The sequence below is a fragment of the Paenibacillus sp. B1-35 genome, assembly GCF_050474385.1.
In the GTDB taxonomy this organism is placed as follows: Bacteria; Bacillota; Bacilli; order Paenibacillales; family Paenibacillaceae; genus Paenibacillus_B; species Paenibacillus_B alvei.
Genome location: NZ_JBCHVJ010000010.1, coordinates 51718 through 69619, shown reverse-complemented (window position 1 = coordinate 69619; position 17902 = coordinate 51718). Strand labels below are relative to the sequence as shown.

Annotated in this window: 14 protein-coding genes; 5 read left to right on the top strand and 9 right to left on the bottom strand. The window is 48.3% G+C overall.

The window, feature by feature from the left end:
- Window positions 1–156: 156 nt before the first annotated feature.
- Window positions 157–711, bottom strand: coding sequence for a DNA-directed RNA polymerase subunit delta (gene rpoE, locus ACQ5BJ_RS25035; protein WP_005545707.1), 555 nt, complete (start codon window positions 709–711; stop codon window positions 157–159).
- 452 nt (window positions 712–1163) lie between these two features.
- Between rpoE and ACQ5BJ_RS25030 the strand changes: the two genes are divergently transcribed.
- A complete protein-coding gene (locus tag ACQ5BJ_RS25030) occupies window positions 1164–2306 on the top strand; it encodes a S8 family peptidase (RefSeq protein WP_268600395.1) in 1143 nt (380 codons plus the stop codon).
- A 75-nt stretch (window positions 2307–2381) separates the two neighbouring features.
- Here the strand turns inward: ACQ5BJ_RS25030 and cstA are convergent, their stop codons facing one another.
- The 5 genes from cstA to ACQ5BJ_RS25005 all read right to left on the bottom strand — a co-directional run bounded on the left by cstA (window position 2382) and on the right by ACQ5BJ_RS25005 (window position 9265).
- A complete protein-coding gene (cstA, locus tag ACQ5BJ_RS25025; protein ID WP_268600394.1) occupies window positions 2382–4178 on the bottom strand; it encodes a carbon starvation protein CstA in 1797 nt (598 codons plus the stop codon).
- A 200-nt stretch (window positions 4179–4378) separates the two neighbouring features.
- On the bottom strand, window positions 4379–5134 hold the full coding sequence (locus ACQ5BJ_RS25020; RefSeq protein ID WP_289356811.1) for a LytR/AlgR family response regulator transcription factor: 756 nt from the start codon (window positions 5132–5134) through the stop codon (window positions 4379–4381).
- The gene (locus ACQ5BJ_RS25015; protein WP_430112871.1) at window positions 5109–6899 is read right to left on the bottom strand and encodes a LytS/YhcK type 5TM receptor domain-containing protein; all 1791 of its coding nucleotides are present in this window, start codon (window positions 6897–6899) and stop codon (window positions 5109–5111) included. Before ACQ5BJ_RS25015 ends, ACQ5BJ_RS25020 begins: the two co-directional genes overlap by 26 nt.
- Window positions 6900–7054: 155 nt before the next feature.
- Window positions 7055–8731 carry an arginine--tRNA ligase gene (gene argS, locus ACQ5BJ_RS25010; protein WP_163978588.1) on the bottom strand — a complete coding sequence of 559 codons (1677 nt, stop codon included), beginning with the start codon at window positions 8729–8731 and terminating at the stop codon, window positions 7055–7057.
- Window positions 8732–8770: 39 nt separating this feature from the next.
- On the bottom strand, window positions 8771–9265 hold the full coding sequence (locus ACQ5BJ_RS25005; RefSeq protein ID WP_163978589.1) for a DUF1934 domain-containing protein: 495 nt from the start codon (window positions 9263–9265) through the stop codon (window positions 8771–8773).
- Between the two features lie 296 nt (window positions 9266–9561).
- Between ACQ5BJ_RS25005 and ACQ5BJ_RS25000 the strand changes: the two genes are divergently transcribed.
- From ACQ5BJ_RS25000 to mraY, 3 genes are all read left to right on the top strand, one after another.
- Complete coding sequence (locus ACQ5BJ_RS25000) at window positions 9562–9828, top strand: hypothetical protein (protein ID WP_005545700.1); 267 nt, start codon at window positions 9562–9564, stop codon at window positions 9826–9828.
- 307 nt (window positions 9829–10135) lie between these two features.
- Window positions 10136–11377: an amidohydrolase gene (locus ACQ5BJ_RS24995; protein WP_430112868.1), complete on the top strand. Its 1242-nt coding sequence runs from the start codon at window positions 10136–10138 to the stop codon at window positions 11375–11377.
- A gap of 99 nt (window positions 11378–11476) precedes the next feature.
- Entirely contained in the window at window positions 11477–12433 is a 957-nt protein-coding gene (gene mraY, locus ACQ5BJ_RS24990; protein ID WP_268600389.1) for a phospho-N-acetylmuramoyl-pentapeptide-transferase, read from the top strand.
- 101 nt (window positions 12434–12534) lie between these two features.
- Here mraY and ACQ5BJ_RS24985 read toward each other — a convergent pair whose 3' ends face one another.
- From ACQ5BJ_RS24985 to speE, 3 genes are all read right to left on the bottom strand, one after another.
- Window positions 12535–13497, bottom strand: coding sequence for an alpha/beta hydrolase (locus tag ACQ5BJ_RS24985; protein ID WP_040735764.1), 963 nt, complete (start codon window positions 13495–13497; stop codon window positions 12535–12537).
- Window positions 13498–13656: 159 nt separating this feature from the next.
- On the bottom strand, window positions 13657–14526 hold the full coding sequence (gene speB, locus ACQ5BJ_RS24980; protein WP_005545694.1) for an agmatinase: 870 nt from the start codon (window positions 14524–14526) through the stop codon (window positions 13657–13659).
- A 31-nt stretch (window positions 14527–14557) separates the two neighbouring features.
- Complete coding sequence (speE, locus tag ACQ5BJ_RS24975) at window positions 14558–15385, bottom strand: polyamine aminopropyltransferase (protein WP_005545692.1); 828 nt, start codon at window positions 15383–15385, stop codon at window positions 14558–14560.
- Window positions 15386–15782: 397 nt separating this feature from the next.
- Here speE and ACQ5BJ_RS24970 point away from each other — a divergent pair, with 397 nt between their 5' ends.
- Window positions 15783–17852, top strand: a complete 2070-nt coding sequence (locus tag ACQ5BJ_RS24970) for a transglycosylase domain-containing protein (RefSeq protein WP_430112865.1) — start codon at window positions 15783–15785, stop codon at window positions 17850–17852.
- The last annotated feature ends 50 nt before the right edge of the window (window positions 17853–17902 follow it).

Below are 17902 nucleotides of genomic sequence, written 5' to 3'. Positions count from 1 at the left end.
GTGTCAAGGGAGATCGAGGTGATTTTTCGCACGGGCAGCTCATATGGAAAATGCCGCTTACGTATCCCTCCTGCACACGCCTAAGATCAGTTAGGGGGCACAGGAAATATAAGCAAGCGGCATTCTAAAATGCGGATTCAAATCAAGAAGAGGATCTTACATATCCCCGTCTTTGTCTTCCTCATCTTCAAATTCGTCGCGATCTTCATCTTCATTCAGATCTGCATCTTCTTCATCGATTTCTTCTTCGATGTCCACATCATCTTCCACATCAGAATCATCATCCTCGAAGATTTCCTCGTCTTCATCGCTATCTTCATCAACGAAGTCGAAGTCTTCTTCTTCATCATTGTGGTAGTTGTCGTCATCATCATTGTAATCGTCATCGTCGTCATCGTTAATGATGCGTGGACGCGGCGTACCCCCGGCCATTGCCTCTTCAGAACGGTCGACCGGATACCAGCGTTTCAATCCCCACAGGTTCTGGCCAACACAAGCAAATCGTCCGTCAATGTTAATTTCCGTATATAACTGCGCAATGACATCGTTAATTTGCTCTTCGGACAACCCCCGCAGCTTAGCGACTTCATTCATGAGATCGCGGTAATAGAAAGGCGTGTTGGCAGTTTTCAGTACCATGAAAGCAAGATCCACCATCGGTATTTCTTGCACTTTTTCAGGATCCAATTTCAAATCCAGCGGTGTGCTCATAAAGACACATCCTCTCTCTCTAAAAAGTTCAAATTGCATTCACTTATCCATGTTCACACATAAGTAAAACCGATCTCAAGTGAAAATGCAAGTTTTCTTCCTATAGACGAGGAAATGCCACAAGTCGGACAAAAAATAGAAACGCGAAGGGAATCCCCTTCGCGTTCGACTGTATCCGCACCCGATGAAGGCTAACGCCCCCGTATCGGGTGTGCTAAGCCCTTCGTCGGCTCTTCTTCATACTATGTCCGTGGAAGTCATTTGACACGGTGGAAGGCCTAACTTTCGCAAAAAAGGCTTCTACCCCAGTCCACGCAGGAATTTAACGCATACGATATGTAAAATTGTCTGTTCAAAAAAGACGTTTCAGCCAATTCATATTTGGTCTCTTGATTATCACATGTAACTTTTTGAACAACCGTTACAAAGGAACTGTCGGGAGGGACTCGACATTGGATACTACGGGCTTACTCCAGTTATTGCTTCAAGGGCTCAGCACCGATAAGCCGCGCAGGCGTCAACTGTTCATCCGCTTCCACACCCACGAACAGTATGAACAATGCAGCGAGGCACTGAATTTGCTCGAGGAAAGCAGACCGGAGCTTACTGTAATACGCAAGGTTCCACTTATTAATGCTTGGATATATCCAGCCAGTGCTGACTTCGACTCAACCCTTTTATTGTCCACTTATCAAGTTATCGTTGAAGAAGACATTCACCTTTCCATGCATGCCGTGTCCCAGCGGCCAGTCAACTGGGAGCGCGGCATTCCATGGGGAGTCCGGCACATCAAAGCTCCACAGGCTTGGAGCACAACAACCGGTCACCGTGTTCATATTGGTGTCATTGATACCGGGGCAGATTTTCACCATCCTGACCTGAGGCATTCGCTCACGCGCGGCATTAATCTGATTCAGCGCGGATTTCCTCCGCATGACGACAATGGTCACGGCACACATATTGCGGGCACGATAGCTGCCGCCAATCAAATGTACGGCATTATAGGGGTGGCCCCTCGCGCCGTTATTCATCCAGTCAAAGCATTCGATGAGAATGGAGCTGCCTTCGTATCCGATATTATTCAAGGCATTGATTGGTGTGTCCGCCATGGTATGAATATCATTAATATGAGCTTCGGCATGAAAACCCGCAGCAAGTCGCTCCTCACCGCTGTCACGAACGCATACAACGCTGGCGTTACCATTGTTGCCTCCTCCGGAAATGATGCGAAGCGCAAATCCATTGATTACCCCGCTCGTTACCTGCAAACGATCTCGGTAGGGGCTACCGATCGCATCCGGAAAATTGCTCCCTTCAGCAATCGAGGCCGCTTCGTCGATATTTACGCGCCTGGCGATAAAATTGTATCTGCGTGGATTAAGGGAAAATACCACGAAATGAGTGGCACCTCAATGGCCACCTCACACGTAAGCGGTGCTATTGCACTGCTGCTTGCCATGAAGCCCGATCTGAAGCCCGCAGAAATCAAGTCCTTGCTAAGACGATCTGCAACCCCAATGCGAAGCCGAAGCAGCACTTCGCGAAGCGTAGGGGAAATTGATGTCATGCGGCTCCTTAAGGAGGCAGGCCGATAGCGTGTCCGCGGTTTGAACAAAAACAAGGACAGCCGACTGACCGACTGTCCTTGATTATTCTTTCATACAGTTATACTAGGAAGCCGATAGAGGCTCCAGCTTTGTTCTTGGTGTATTCCACAGCTCCAGCCACTTCTTAATAGCAGAGATGAGGATAATAACGCCCAGCACCATCATAATAATCGACAGCGTTGCATTCAGGATGCTGTATCCTTTACCCGATGAATTCAAGTACACATTCGTAATCATCCATATGCCTGCATAGTTAACAGTGACGAACAAGTACGCAAGTGGTACAAGACATGTGAGTGCATACCGGCGCTTATCTGCAATTTTCATAATAACCGTTGCACCGATTATGAGACCGATGGAGGCCATCATTTGGTTCGATACTCCAAATAGTGCCCATACAGAACCGATATCTCCCGAGAAGAGCAGATACCCCCACAGGAAGCATGCTAGAGCACTTGCAAAGATAGAGCCCGGCACCCAATCCACTTGTTTCAAAGGTTTATATACTTCACCGAAGAAATCTTGAATAATGTAACGTGCTACACGCGTCCCCGCATCAATCGCTGTCAATACGAATACCGCTTCGAACATAATAACGAATTGAAAGAAATAGGATGAAAGTGATTCGAACCACGGGAATTTTGTAAAAATATAAGTCATCCCAACAGCCAAAGTTACAGCTCCTCCTGTTCGCCCTTCCAAATCTAAACCAATTTCTCTTGCCAGATCTGGCAGATGAACGACGTTCATGCCAAGTGTCTTGAATGCTTCCGGTGTGGAATTGATTGCAAAATAGTCAGCAGGCTGCAAGGCAGTCGCTGCGATAAGCGCCATAATCCCAACAACACATTCGACCAGCATCGCCCCAAAGCCAACAACCTTAATGTCACTCCAGCGATCCAGCATCTTCGGTGTTGTTCCCGACCCAACAAAGGCATGGAAGCCGGAGATTGCTCCGCAGGCTATCGTAATCGAGATGAACGGCCATACTGGTCCTGCCAATATCGGCCCACCGCCGTTAATGAATTCGGTCACGGCTGGGAATGGGATGTCCGGATTAATAATGAACACACCAACGATAAGGGCAAGGAACACTCCGATTTTCATAAAGCTGCTCAAATAGTCGCGCGGTGCAAGCAGCAGCCATACAGGCAGCGCAGCCGCAAAGAAGGCATATACTGGTAAAATAATTGCGAGCGTCTTCATATCAAAAGTCAGCCATTCGCCAAGTGCGGTTCCTTGAATGTAAGGACCCATAAATACGCCAATCATCAGCAGAATAAATCCAACGCCAGAAGCACGCTTCAAGTTGCCTGTCTTCTTGTACCAAATCCCCACCATCATGGCAATCGGGATTGTAATGCCTACCGAGAAGGTACCCCAAGGATTGTGCTCAAGCGCATGAAGCACCACCATCGATAGACCAGCCATCGTAATCGTAATAATGAACAGCATTGCAAGTCCTGTACAGAAGCCGGCGATTGGGCCAAGCTCTTCCTTCGCCACCTCAGAGAGTGACTTGCCCTGTTTTCGCATAGAAGCGAACAATACAACAGCATCATGGACAGCCCCACCAATAACCGCACCGATCAGCAGCCAGAGCAATCCTGGCAAGTACCCGAACTGGGCTGCTAATATCGGGCCAACTAACGGACCTGCAGCAGCAATGGCTGCAAAATGGTGACCGAAGGTCACCCATTTATTCGTCGGCACATAATCTTTGCCGTCATTTAATTCGTGCGCCGGAGTAGGCTTGGAATCGTCTAGCTTTAACACCTTGTTCGCCATAAATGTTCCATAGAGGCGATAGGTGATCATCAAGATGCATATCGAACCAATCACTATTGAAACCGCATTCATGATCGTCCACTCCTTTCGAGCTATTGCTGTTATCATACCTTATGAAAACAGCTATCCCTCGTTTTCATAACAGAATGCGGTATGCTTATGATGAAGTGCACAAAAAAGGGATTGGAATGCAAGCGATTTCAATTCCTTTTTTGGTTTATGTAGAGAATAGCTTCAATCATGAAAAGCTGCCTATTCATCTGCTATTACCGTTAGAACCTTAGAAGTTGCTTCAGTTCCTTCATGTAGGTTCGGCTAACCGGGATGCTGGCACCGTCCTGCATTTTCAACTGGAACGTCGAATGGAACCATGGCTCGATCTCAACAATGCGATCTACATTCACTAAGTACGCTCGATGCACACGAACGATGGATGGATGGTTCAGCTTCCGTTCCAATACACTTAGCGCTTCTCCGACACGGTACCGTTGCTTTGTCGTTGCAACAACGGTCTTCCCCTCCTCAAATCCGATATATACGATTCGATCCACATGCAGTACGACGATCCGTTCATCCACTGTTGTGATGGCAAGCCGCTCTACCCGCTCAATTGGAGCAGAGCGAGATTCCGCCACGGGATCGTTCTGGATTATTGGAGCAAGACGCGATCTCTGCTTCTCCAGCTTCTCTACAGTCAGCTGAATGCGTTGTTCATCGAACGGCTTCAATATATAGTCGGATGCACTCAGCTCGAATGCACGCAGTGCGTACTCATCATATGCAGTTGCAAACACGATTGATGGAGGTTCCTCCATTGCACTTATCCGTTCGGCGGCTTCCAATCCACTTGCTTCTGCAAGCTGAATATCGAGAAAAACCACGTCCGGGCGTAGAGCACCTATACGTTCCAGTGCCTCTTCCATCGATTCAGCCTCGCCTACAATTTCAACCCGCTTCGTACGACGCAGCAAATAACACAGCTCATCGCGCGCCAGCGGCTCATCATCCACGATAAATGCTTTCAACATTGATGCCCCCCCGATCGCCGTAATGAATCGGCAAGGTAATCGTTACCGATGTCCCTTGACCAAGCGTACTATCGATATGAATCGAGCCCCTACTTCCATACAGCTCCTCTATCCGCTTTGTAATATTACAAAGCGCTGTCCCTGTTCCTTCGACAGATGGAACGGCTTCATTGCCAAGCACAGCCATAGATTCCAGCGCAATTCCCTTCCCATTGTCTTTTGTCGTAATGAGCACATTCTTTTCATTCACCTTCGCACAAATGGACACAACCCCTTGCGGCCTTGCAAAGCCTTTGGAGAACGCATGCCGGATTGCATTTTCCACCAATGGCTGAAGTGTAAATGGGGGCACGAGCACATCCATAAGGGAAGCATCAATATCCGTTTCCACCATATATTTTCCAGGGAATCTAGCCTGCTCCAATGATAAGTACGCTTCTACATGCTCCAATTCCTTGTGTAACGGAATGAGCATCTTCCGCGCCCCTTGCAGGTTGCTGCGGAAAAATATGCTTAGCTGCTGCAGCAGCTTGCGCGCCTTCTCCGAATCAGTGCGGCAGAGCACCGATATTGTATTAAAGGCATTGAATAAGAAGTGCGGGTGAACCTGTGCTTGCAGTGCCTTAATTTCCGCATCCTTCAGCAGCCGGCTTTGCCGTTCCGCTTCCGCTAATTCCAACTGATTAGAGAACAGCTTGCCAAGGCCTTCAGCAAGCTCCTGCTCCACCTGATCCAGACGTGATGACTGCTTGAAATATAACTTCAATGTGCCGACCGTACGCTCATGCACCTTCAGCGGCAGCACATACGCGGCCTGCAATGGACAGTGCGGATCGAAGCAATGAATCTCCTCTCTTGAGGAGGCCTTGTGAACAGTTCCTTCCTCAAGCACCTGCTTCGTCAACTGAGTAGATATACCGTTCAACGGTACATGATGATCGGCTCCTGCGCCTACATGAGCTAAAATTTGGTGCTCATCTGTGATGGAAATCGCGTCGGCACTCGTCCCTTTCCATATAATCATGGCCGCTGCCCGGCATGAATCGCTATTCAATCCTTGACGGAAATAAGGGAGTGTCTGATCGGCAATATGAAGTGCGTTATGCGTTAGCAGCGCTCGGGAACGTTCCTCTTCCTCATAGATGGATTGAATGATTAGCATGAACAGCAATATCCCGAATCCATTAACCACAACCATCGGCACACTGATCAGCTTGACGAGCTCCCATGCAGAGCTCCATGGCTCGGCTACGAGCAAAATAATGCCCATCTGCCCGCACTCCATCCCAATGCCGACCAGTGCCGCTTGCCATGCTGCATGCTTGCCTTGAATCATGCGGAACCGCTTCCCGATGAGGCCTGTAATAATGCCGGCCAATACCGTCGACACTCCACAAGCTGCCGCAGTGTATCCGCCGAGCGATAGTCGATGCAGGCCTGCTATTAATCCGACGCCTGTCCCGACAAATGGACCGCCAAGCAGTCCACCGATGACAACGCCCATTATTCGCGTGTTCGCAATGGCGCTGCCCGTCTCTACGTCCGCATGCCAAGCCTGTGAAAATACGGAGCTGTTATGAATCTGCACGCCGGTATAGTTGCTAATAACCCCGAATGCGCCGAACACGACGATAAGCAGCAATTTCTCAGCAGTACCATGCTCATTATGGACAATGTGGCGAAATGACTTCATGCGCGACAGCACAAATGCAATGATCAGCAGCACGCCAACGCGCTCAATCATAAGCGGGAGCAAATACAGCATCTCGTCACCTACTCTCTATCCTACGTATTCACTTCGTTGATTTTATTCTACCGAACAAATATAGGACGAACAAGAAAAGCGCCCTGAAGCTAATTCTAGCTTACAGGACGCTCTATATTAGGCGATAAACATCTTTATTTCGTTAGACGCTGCCCTTACATCTGTTCTGGAGCGGATACGCCGACCAGGCGAAGCACGTTCGCTATTGCCGTACGAACAGCACCGAGCAATGCAAGACGGGCTTGTGTCTGCTCTGCATCCTCTGTAATGACACGCTCTGCTCTATAATAGCTGTGGAAGAGCGATGCAAGCTCATACACATAACGAATTAAACGATGCGGCGCGTAATCACGGGCAGCAACCGCAATTTCTTCAGGAAGCTCACCCAGCTTACGAAGCAGGTCAAATTCATGCTCAGCCGTCAGTTTCGCTAAGTTCAGCTCATTCAATGGCTGCAATGCAATACCTTGCTCTTCTGCCTGACGGTAAATGCTGCAAATACGCGCATGTGCATATTGTACATAATAGACAGGGTTTTCATTGGATGTTGAAATCGCCAAGTCCATATCAAAGTCAAGGTGGGAATCCATTGAACGCATCGTGAAGAAGTAGCGGATCGCATCAACACCCACTTCATCCATCAAATCTTCCATTGTTACGGCTTTCCCTGTACGCTTGGACATTTTCACTTTCTCGCCATCTTGGAACAAGCTAACCATTTGTGCGATCAGTACGACCAACTTGTCCGGATCATTACCGAGCGCTTCCATCGCCGCCTTCATACGCGGGATGTACCCGTGGTGGTCAGCACCCCAAATGTTAATCATTTTGTCAAAGCCACGGCTATATTTGTCCATATGATACGAAATATCAGGAGTCAAATACGTGTAAGAGCCATCATTCTTCACCAATACGCGATCCTTGTCATCGCCAAATGTCGTTGTACGCAGCCACGTCGCGCCCTCATGCTCGAACACATGACCACTTGCACGTAGTGCATCCAGCGCCTTTGTCACTTCGTTGTTCTCATAGAGCGAGGTTTCGCTGAACCACACGTCGAATGGAACACGGAAGCGGTTCAAGTCACGCTTGATTTTGTCCAATTCTTTCGCGAGACCATAGTTGCGGAAATAGCGCTCACGCTCTTCCTCAGGCAAGGACAATAGACGATCGCCCTCAGCTTGAACAAGCTCTTCAGCAAAACCTTTAATATCTACGCCATGATAGCCATCCTCAGGCATTTCTGCATCCTGCCCAAGTGCTTGTTTATAGCGGCATTCAATCGATTTAGCAAGGTTGTTCACTTGATTTCCGGCATCGTTAATATAATACTCGCGTGTTACTTCATAACCCGCGTAATCCAACAGATTGCACAGTGCATCACCGACAGCTGCACCACGCGCATGTCCAAGATGGAGGCTTCCTGTTGGGTTCGCAGATACGAACTCCATCTGCACACGCTGTCCGCTGCCAGCAGTAATACGGCCGTAGTCGCTTCCTTTTTCATTTACTTCACGCAGAATATCATATAAGTAACTCTTATTCACACGGAAGTTAATAAATCCAGGCCCCGCAATTTCCGCACTTTCGATTGCAGCCGCATCTTTATTTAAATTTTCAATGATTGCTTCTGCGATTTGGCGTGGATTGCGCTTTGCTAAACGCGTCAGTTGCATCGCCGCATTGGATGCCAAGTCACCGTGGGTTTTATCCTTAGGCACTTCGATAACAAACGTAGGAATGTCTTCACGCGCTACAAGACCTGCTTGTACGATCGCCTCCTCGATTGCCTGCTTAACTTGATTGTTCACTCGTTCCATTACACTGCTCATATGTCTCGTTCCTCCTGCTTCTTATCGTTCATGCCTATTTCAGGCGGGTATAATACGTAATCGGATATTGAATTTTCCCGTACAACGCTCTTCTATATATAATTGATACGACCACGCAATGCGCAATTCATCGAATTGCAGCGGCCCTTCGAACGGCCAAGGCTCGTCCCAGGACAGCTTCGACGTCACTGTAGTTAGAGGAAATCGAATCGCAGATGATCGATAATATCCGTTCTGCCTCGCTCCAAGAGCAAACGATTGCTCCGATTCCACCTGTCCTCTGCGAGTTAGCTTAATCAGGTTTTCACTCACCTTGAGTGTGACTTGTGTGCGGCTCGCATCTATAGAAGAATCACTTCGTCGCTTCACCCGCTCCGGTTGAGGCTCAGCCTCTATATAACGAATGTAGAAATTCGAGCCTTTCCGAAACAGCTCTCCTTCTACCTGCTGTGTGACCCGTTCATCATCTTGTCGGCTGTCAATCGTGATAAGAACCGGCAATCTGTCAGCCGCTTCCCTCTGATGCTCCGTCATTGTCAAGCTCCAATCTCCAAAGTCTGATTTCTAAATTATCCGGTATACGCCCGCCTTTTGCAACCTCCTTTTCCTTTTCGTCCCCAAGGGTACAGTTAATCTCAGCAGAAGTGGGGGATTCACAAAATACGACACAATCTGATAACTTACGAATTTGTAAGGTTATGCCTCAAGAAAGACGTGGAAATTCGAATTGCCCCTCAATTATAATAAGAGTAGTAAATGATTCCTCGAATGTCCGCTGCTGCATATTTGCTCAGCTTATGTCAGTACCACGAGGAATACGGGGGCGATATATGGTGGAATTGACAGTACTTTTGACTTGGTTAACGAACCATAGCGACTGGCTGCTCCTGTTGACGCTTGTACTCCACCTAGCTTCGGCAGTATGGGTTCTTGTCGACAGCATCCGCATTGAACGCTCTGGCTTCTTCACGATCGGCATGACGGCCATTGTTGTCATTGCTCCGCTGTTTGGATTATGTATTTATATGATGATCCGAAATACGAAGCGAACCGCACATCGTAACCATCGCAGACGTACAGAAGCTACTGGCGTCTGACGGGACGAAATAGATCGGGGGCAGTCCTAGAGACAGCTCCCTTTTTTACATCTAACTGATAGATAAATTCACTTCAAAGCTGAGCTTGCGAAAGCATGTCCATTCCTTGCCCAATGTGAGGTCACCTCGTTCTTGTCTACTCTGTTCTTTCATTTATGTATGCACGTAGAAATCCAATCCAAAAACAATTTCCATGCTTTATCTTTATTTTTCTCCCATCTTCTTTCATGCTAATCTTGTAGATAAAGAAATAACCCTGCAGTATAGATCCAGTTATTCTACTACCAACATTAGAGGAGTGACGGGCATGCCTAACGCTTATTGGCTAATCAATGTACGGCTTGAAACCGCATATCGAGACAAAGAAGGTATTACGATTACGGATACGGATTTATTCCATATCCAAATCGACGATGGCACAATACATGCAATTGTACCAGCAAGTGACCTGAAGGATGAAGATCTCAAGTCTCTTCCTTGTGTAAATGCAGCCGGTCTCCTCCTGTTGCCTGCTTTTCGGGAAATGCATATCCATATTGATAAAACCTACTACGGGGGGCCGTGGAAAGCGGTACGTCCTATCTCCAGTATCTTCGAACGAATGGAAGAGGAACGCCGCCTGCTCCCTGCCCAATTTCCTTATTTGAAGAAACGTGCCCGCAAATTGCTTGATCTTGTCCTTAAGCACGGTTCTACGCACGTACGCACCCATATTAATATTGACCCTGTTATGGAGTTGCGCAATTTGCAGGCTTCTATTGAAGTGCTGGAAGAGTACAAGGATCAACTTGCTTATGAGGTTGTTGCCTTCACCCAACATGGTCTTCTTCACTCGAATGTATCTCACCTTGTCCGCGAAGCGGTAGCACACGGTGCTGGTTGGATTGGCTCTGTGGATCCTGCGAGCGTCGACGGGGATATTGAACGTTCACTTCATACGCTTATGGATATCGCCGTATCAACAGGGGCTGGGATCGACATGCATTTGCATGACCGCGGCCCGGACGGATGGACAACGCTGCAGCGACTGGCTGAATTAACGGAAGAGGCCGGTTGGCAGGGGAAAGTAGCAGTCAGCCATGCATTCGCATTCGCTGATCGCACGCCTGAGACAACGGAACTGATTGAACGATTTGCAGCGCTTAATATCGCGATTATGTCCACTGTGCCTATCGGCCGAACGAATATGCCACTGCCGGAAATGCGCAATCGCGGAGTACACATCGGACTCGGTACTGACAGTGTCACCGACCATTGGTCGCCGTTCGGCAATTGCGATCTGCTTGAGAAGGCAGGACAGTTAGCTGAAGTCTACGGTTACTCTGATGAGCGATCCCTGTCTCAGGCGCTCGGATTCATTACGGGGGGTGTAACCCCGTTAAGTCAGGACGGTATACGCCAGTGGCCTCAGGTTGGAGATACCGCAGATGCAGTGCTCGTCGATGCAAGCTGCTCAGCTGAGGCTGTTGCAAGACGTGCGAACAGACAAGCAGTACTTCATCGAGGCAGCATTGTCGCAGGCTCTTTGGAAGGCTGCAAGGGGAAATAACTGAAGCAACGACAGCAATGAATCAGGAATATTTGTCCATTGATGTGAATTATAATAAAATGTACTCATCTATAAAAATACATACTGATAGGTGATGTCGTGAACTCTTCCTTATTAGGCATTTCGAGCGTATCCTTCCTGCTGGTAGCCGCGTTAACACCGCTGCTCATATGGGGATTGCGAACGCTGAAGCTGACACAGCCGATTCGAGCTGAGCTGCCGCCCGATCATCAAGCTAAGCGCGGCACACCGCTGATGGCTGGCCTTATCCTTTTTATCGGTGTAATCACCTCCATCTCCTATCATCCATCGCCAATGACCATTTTTCTGGCTTCGACGTTTCTGCTATTCGGTTCCGTTGGTTTAATGGATGATTTGAAGAAGGCTGTTTTTCAGGATCCATCTGGGATATCCGGCAAGGCGAAGCTTGTATTCCAATTCTGTTTTACCGGCTTGCTGCTGTACGTGCTCATTCAGCACTTTAACGTCAGTACAACCGTTGCTCTTGGGGGCGGTCTAGCGCTTGATCTTCCTCTTCTTGTGTATGTGCCAATTATGGTGCTGTTCGTGGTAGGTTCGGCAAATGCAATTAACTTTACGGACGGTCTGGACGGATTGCTTATAAATGTGTCGATCCCGACTTATTTCTTCTTCTTCCTCATATCCGATCATATGGAAGTGAAGATGTTCTCGCTCATCATGATTGCCTGCCTGCTTGGATTGTTCATTTATAATATTTATCCAGCCCGAGCATTTATGGGGGATACGGGTTCACTTGCAATTGGGGGCTCGCTTTCCTTCCTCGCGGTTTTAGAAAAGGTGGAAATTTTGATTCCCGTGCTGTTCGTCGTTTACTTTGCCGAACAGCTGTCGGTGATCCTACAGGTATGGTACTATCGCAAAACAAAGCTGAGAATGTTCCGCATGGCTCCAATCCATTATCATTATTCATTGAAGTATGGCTGGAGCGAGAATAAAATCGTAGTCATCTTTGGATTCATCTCGTGGCTCGGTGTCGGGATATGCTGGATCGCCTGGAAGTTCCTTTTATCTTAAACAACCAATGCACACGCAAGCCCTGCCGCCTTGAAAGGAGCAGGGCTTCTATTCATTTGCAAGACTTTCCATTCTTTATGCGAGTCTTTTTATTCATTTCGTTAGGACTTCATAAACTTATCTGTGAACTCCCATACTTTATTCCAATACACCGCTCCAGCAAGGTGAGCGCCTCCGTGTCCTGCATCCTTGATGACCAACAGATCTTTCTCGACCTTTGCCGCATCATACAACTCTTGAACCATTTCATAAGGGACAAACGTGTCGGAATCACCGTGAATGAATAGAATAGGAGTCTTGCTCTTAGCTACCTGCTTCAAAGCAGAGGCGTCCTTTAAGTCATAGCCGGCTCTTATATTAGACACCACATTGGAAGCCGTCATGATTGGGAAGGCAGGCAAATGAAACAGCCGCTTTAATTGGTAAGTGAACTCATCATAGGCTGACGTATATCCACAGTCCTCTACAATCACCTTGACATTCGCAGGAAGTTCTTCTCCCGAGGTCATCATAACCGTCGCTCCTCCCATAGATACCCCATACAGAGCAACTTGAGACTCGGGATCAGCTTCAACGATTTGGCGAATCCAACCCATCATGTCTAATCGATCATGCCAGCCCATCCCAATATAGGAGCCTTCACTCTTTCCATGTCCTCGCAAGTCGACGAGCAGTACATGATAGCCTTTATCATAAAATCTCTTAACCGCATACGACATCTGCTTGCCGGAGCTCGTATAGCCATGAACGACAATGGCCCACTTATTCGTGGGGTGCTCTTGCCGGTACTCATAGCCCTGCAGCTTCAAACCATCAAAAGAAGCTAACGTGACCTCGTCGTGATGCTTCGTTTCGATCCATTCTTTTGCCATCTCATTTTCTTGCGTCTCCTGTTCATCTACTTGCATCGTCGGAACCGCCCGATTAAGATCCGGATTGTTGTCAAGGAACGGACGCTCCGTCTCCGGATTAAGCGCGATGTTGTAGAAATGATTCCCTATGAATCCTAATGCAACGATAATAATAATGAATATGGTTGCGATCGAAATAAGTAAAATCTTCATCTTACCCATTCTCATCCTCCCTTTCTCTTTATTTTAAAGGGGACTGTAACGCATGTCTAAGCCCTGCCTTTTTGCTGCTTCATTACAAAAACAAGCGCACTTCCTCTGCTGCATGCAGATTCCGTGCGCTTGGACGATGCTGCTTTGTTACAGACTACATTACTTCACGAACCCGAGCAGCATCTCACGAATGATCTTGCTCGCCGTAATCGGCGTCTGCTCGGTTGGATCGTAAATTGGCGCCACTTCCACCAAGTCACATCCGATAACATTGGCATCCGAACGAGCAATCGAATGAACCGCTTCAAGCAATTCCTTCGACGTAATGCCGCCCGCTTCTGCCGTTCCTGTTCCCGGTGCGCAGCTTGGATCAAGCACGTCAATATCAATCGTGACATAGACCGGACGACCAGCCAGCTCAGGCAGAACCTTCTTCAGAGGCTCCGCTACATCGAACGGGAAGAAATTGATGTTCTCGCGAGCGTACGTCCACTCTTCACGCGAACCAGAGCGGATACCGAACTGGTACACGTTCTTGCCGCCGATCATTTCAGCAGCCTTGCGGATTGGTGTGGAATGAGACAAAGGCTCACCCTCATACTGCTCCCGCAAGTCAGCGTGCGCATCAATATGAATTATCGCGAGATCAGGGTATTTCTTGTACACCTCTTGCAGGACTGGCCATGTCACTAGGTGCTCCCCGCCAAGGCCGATTGGGAACTTCCCATCGCTTAGCAGCTTGCCTACGAATTCCCCGATGATGTCCAGGCTCTTCGCCGCATTGCCAAATGGCAGCAGCAGGTCGCCTGCATCGAAGTAATTCAATTCCTCAATGCTTCTATCAAGATATGGGCTGTATTCTTCCAAGCCTACCGATGCTTCACGGATACGGCCTGGGCCGAAGCGTGAACCTGGGCGGAAGGATACCGTGTAATCCATTGGCATGCCATAAATGACGGCCTTTGCTCCTTCGTAATCATCAGAGCTGCAAATGAATACATTGCCCGAATATTTTTGATCCAATTTCATCGTCTAAGCTCCTCCTTCTTCGTGCACTGTCTTATTTGCACAAATCCTCTACAAATTTAGGCAGACAGAAGGCTGCTTTGTGCAGACGAGGAGAGTAATACTTCGTCTCCATTTCCGGAATCCGCGCTTCGTCCACTTGCAGCGGATCGTGCTGCTTGCTGCCCATTGTGAACGTCCAGAGACCGCTTGGATAGGTCGGAATGTTCGCGCCGTATACGCGTACAATCGGGAAAATTTCCTTCACGTCACGGTTTACTTGCTGGATTAAGTCAGCCTTGAACCAAGGGTTGTCCGTCTGTGCAACGAACAAGCCATCTTCCTTCAATGCATCATAGATGCCTTGATAGAAGCCGCGCTCGAACAACGGCGCCGCAGGGCCTACCGGCTCTGTGGAGTCAACCATAATGACGTCATATTCATTCTTGCTGTTCAAAATATGCATGTATCCATCATTCACGATAACTTCTACACGCGGGTTGTCCAGCTCGCCTGCAATTTCAGGCAAATACTGCTTGGAGTATTCGATGACTTTGCCGTCGATTTCAACGAGAACTGCCTTCTCTACTCCAGGGTGCTTCATGATTTCGCGGATAACTCCGCCGTCGCCGCCGCCGACGACAAGTACTTTTTTCGGATTCGGATGAGTTACAAGGGCCGGGTGTGCCACCATCTCATGGTATACGAACTCGTCTTTGATCGTCGTCATAACCATGCCATCCAGTACGAGCATCCGTCCAAATTCTTCGGTATCCAGCATCGCTAAATGCTGAAACGGCGTTTGCTCCTCCACGAATGTCTCGCGGATTTTTGCCGTAATGCCAAAGGTAGGCGTTTGCTTCTCTGTAAACCACAATTCCATAACATCAACCTTCTTTCATAATCATGGTATCGTTGGCTTAGTTCCCGAAATGCTCGTAATGGTTCCTATGTGTAACATTCGTAACACTTCATCTCCATTTTGCACCAAACACAAAGTATTATATCGGTTCCCCCCCAAAATGCAATCATTTTCCGAAGTCAAGTTGAATATTTGCACAATTTTCAGAACTATCAAAGCTCTGAAAGCCGCTTCACCACTGGATTTTTGAAATTGTGAAAAATGCTCTTGAATATTCTGCTTTTCATAGTTTCCAACCCTTTTTCAGTGCACAAAATGTGAAAAATTACTAATCAAAAGGAATAACCTTCCTCCGCTTTTTCCATACTGAATGGTAACCACTAAATAGCCCGTTGACGGTCGAACAGGAGGCGCTGCCATGCAGCGGTTAAGCGGTAAGAAGACAGAGGACAAACGGAGGCTCAGGATTTGCCGTTGGCTCAAAATAACAGGTTGTTCGGTTGCGCTCCTTTTAGGTGCTTGCGGCATCCTGCTTGGGTATCTGTATGTAACGGATCTGCCAGCGTCCGATATGCAACAGCCCTCTATCATCTACGACGGTCATGGAGCGGAACTAACGTCATTGGCAAGCGGTCAGAAGCAGCAGCACTCGGTCAGACTGTCCGATATCGCTCCAGACGTCATTCATGCAACCATTGCAACAGAAGATCGGCAATTCTACCATCATGTCGGCATCGACTTCAAAGGAATCGCACGCGCAATGCTCGTCAATATTGAATCGATGTCTAAAAAACAGGGAGCCAGCACCTTGACGCAGCAGCTTGCCCGCAATCTGTATCTCAACCACGAACGGACATGGGCTCGCAAGGTGAAGGAAGCGCAATATGCGCTTCAACTGGAGATGAAATACAGCAAAGACGATATTTTAGAGCAATATCTGAATCAAGTATATTACGGACACGGCGCATACGGTATCGAGGCCGCAGCACAGCTTTACTTTGGCAAGAAGGCCCGTGACCTAACGCTGGCAGAGAGTGCAATTTTAGCTGGCATTCCACGCGGACCAAGCTATTATTCACCCTATTTCAATATGAAAAATGCTAAGGACAGACAAAAAGTTGTACTCCAGGGTATGGTGGAGACCGGATATATTACACAGAAGCAGGCGCAGAACGCCTACAATGAAACGGTAGCCATTCGGCCTAAGGAGGAGCGAAGCGAACTGCTTGTAGCTCCTTATTTCCGTGATTATGTCCGACAGGAGCTCGATTTGCTCGGCATTCCCGACCAGCAAATAGAGGCCGGAGGCTTGCGCGTATACACGACGCTTGATAAGCGGGCACAGGCAGCAGCCGAACAAGCGATATCGAAATTTATTCCCGTGGAAGGAGATTTACAGGCAGCTCTTGTCTCTATTGATCCCCGTAACGGCTATATGAAGGCGATGGTCGGCGGAAAAAATTATCGCATGAATCAATATAATCGCGTGTTCGCAAATACTCGCCAGCCCGGCTCGTCCTTCAAGCCATTTGTCTACTTGGCAGCGCTCGAGAAGCGAGCCATCACAGCAGTGACTCACTTCGTCAGCCAGCCGTCTACATTTACGTATGACAATGGCAGACAACAATATAAGCCAAGCAACTATGGCGGCAAGTATTACGGTAATATTGATTTACGCCATGCTATGGCGGTATCTGACAATATCTATGCGGTAAGCACAATGATGAAGATCGGGCCTGAAGAGGTTATATCCCTTGCGCGTCGTCTCGGCATTGACAGCAGCATGAAGCCTCTCCCTTCTCTAGCGCTAGGCACATTCCCTGTTAGCCCGATCGAGATGGCATCCGCATACGGCGTATTCAGCAATGAAGGCAAACGCGCAATTCCCCGTTCCGTATTGAAGGTTATCGACAGCAGTGGCAATGTCTTATACGAAGCGCCGCCTGTTCAAGCGGAGCAAGTAGTTAAGCCAGCAGATGCTTACGTGCTTACCAGCCTGATGGAAAGTGTATTCGAATCCGGCGGTACCGGCAGCCGCGTAGCTCCTAGCATGAAGCGCCCTGTTGCCGGTAAAACGGGAACGACAGATACGGATGCCTGGATCGTCGGGTACACGCCAGAACTCTCAACAGCAGTCTGGGTCGGATATGACAAGGGCAGAATGATTTCAGTGACAGAGTCCCATAAGGCTGCTCCGATATTCGCTGAATATACGGAACAGGCATTGTCCAATGTACCACCTAAAATATTTACGGTTCCAGACAATGTCGTCAGCGTCTATATTGATACCGATACAGGTAAACTAGCAGGCGATAACTGCCCTAATAAGCGTCTGGAGACCTTCGTCAGCGGAACAGAGCCCACTGAATGGTGTGAACTCCATGTTCAATCACCGGCAGAGCCGCGAAAAAACGAAGAGAAGCGGCCGACAAAAGAATTGGAAAAACGCTCGTGGTGGCAGCACTTGAAGCGCTGGTGGAGTGAGTAATGCCATCCATCTATAACACAGCCCCTAGCTGCATTGCAGTCTAGGGGCTG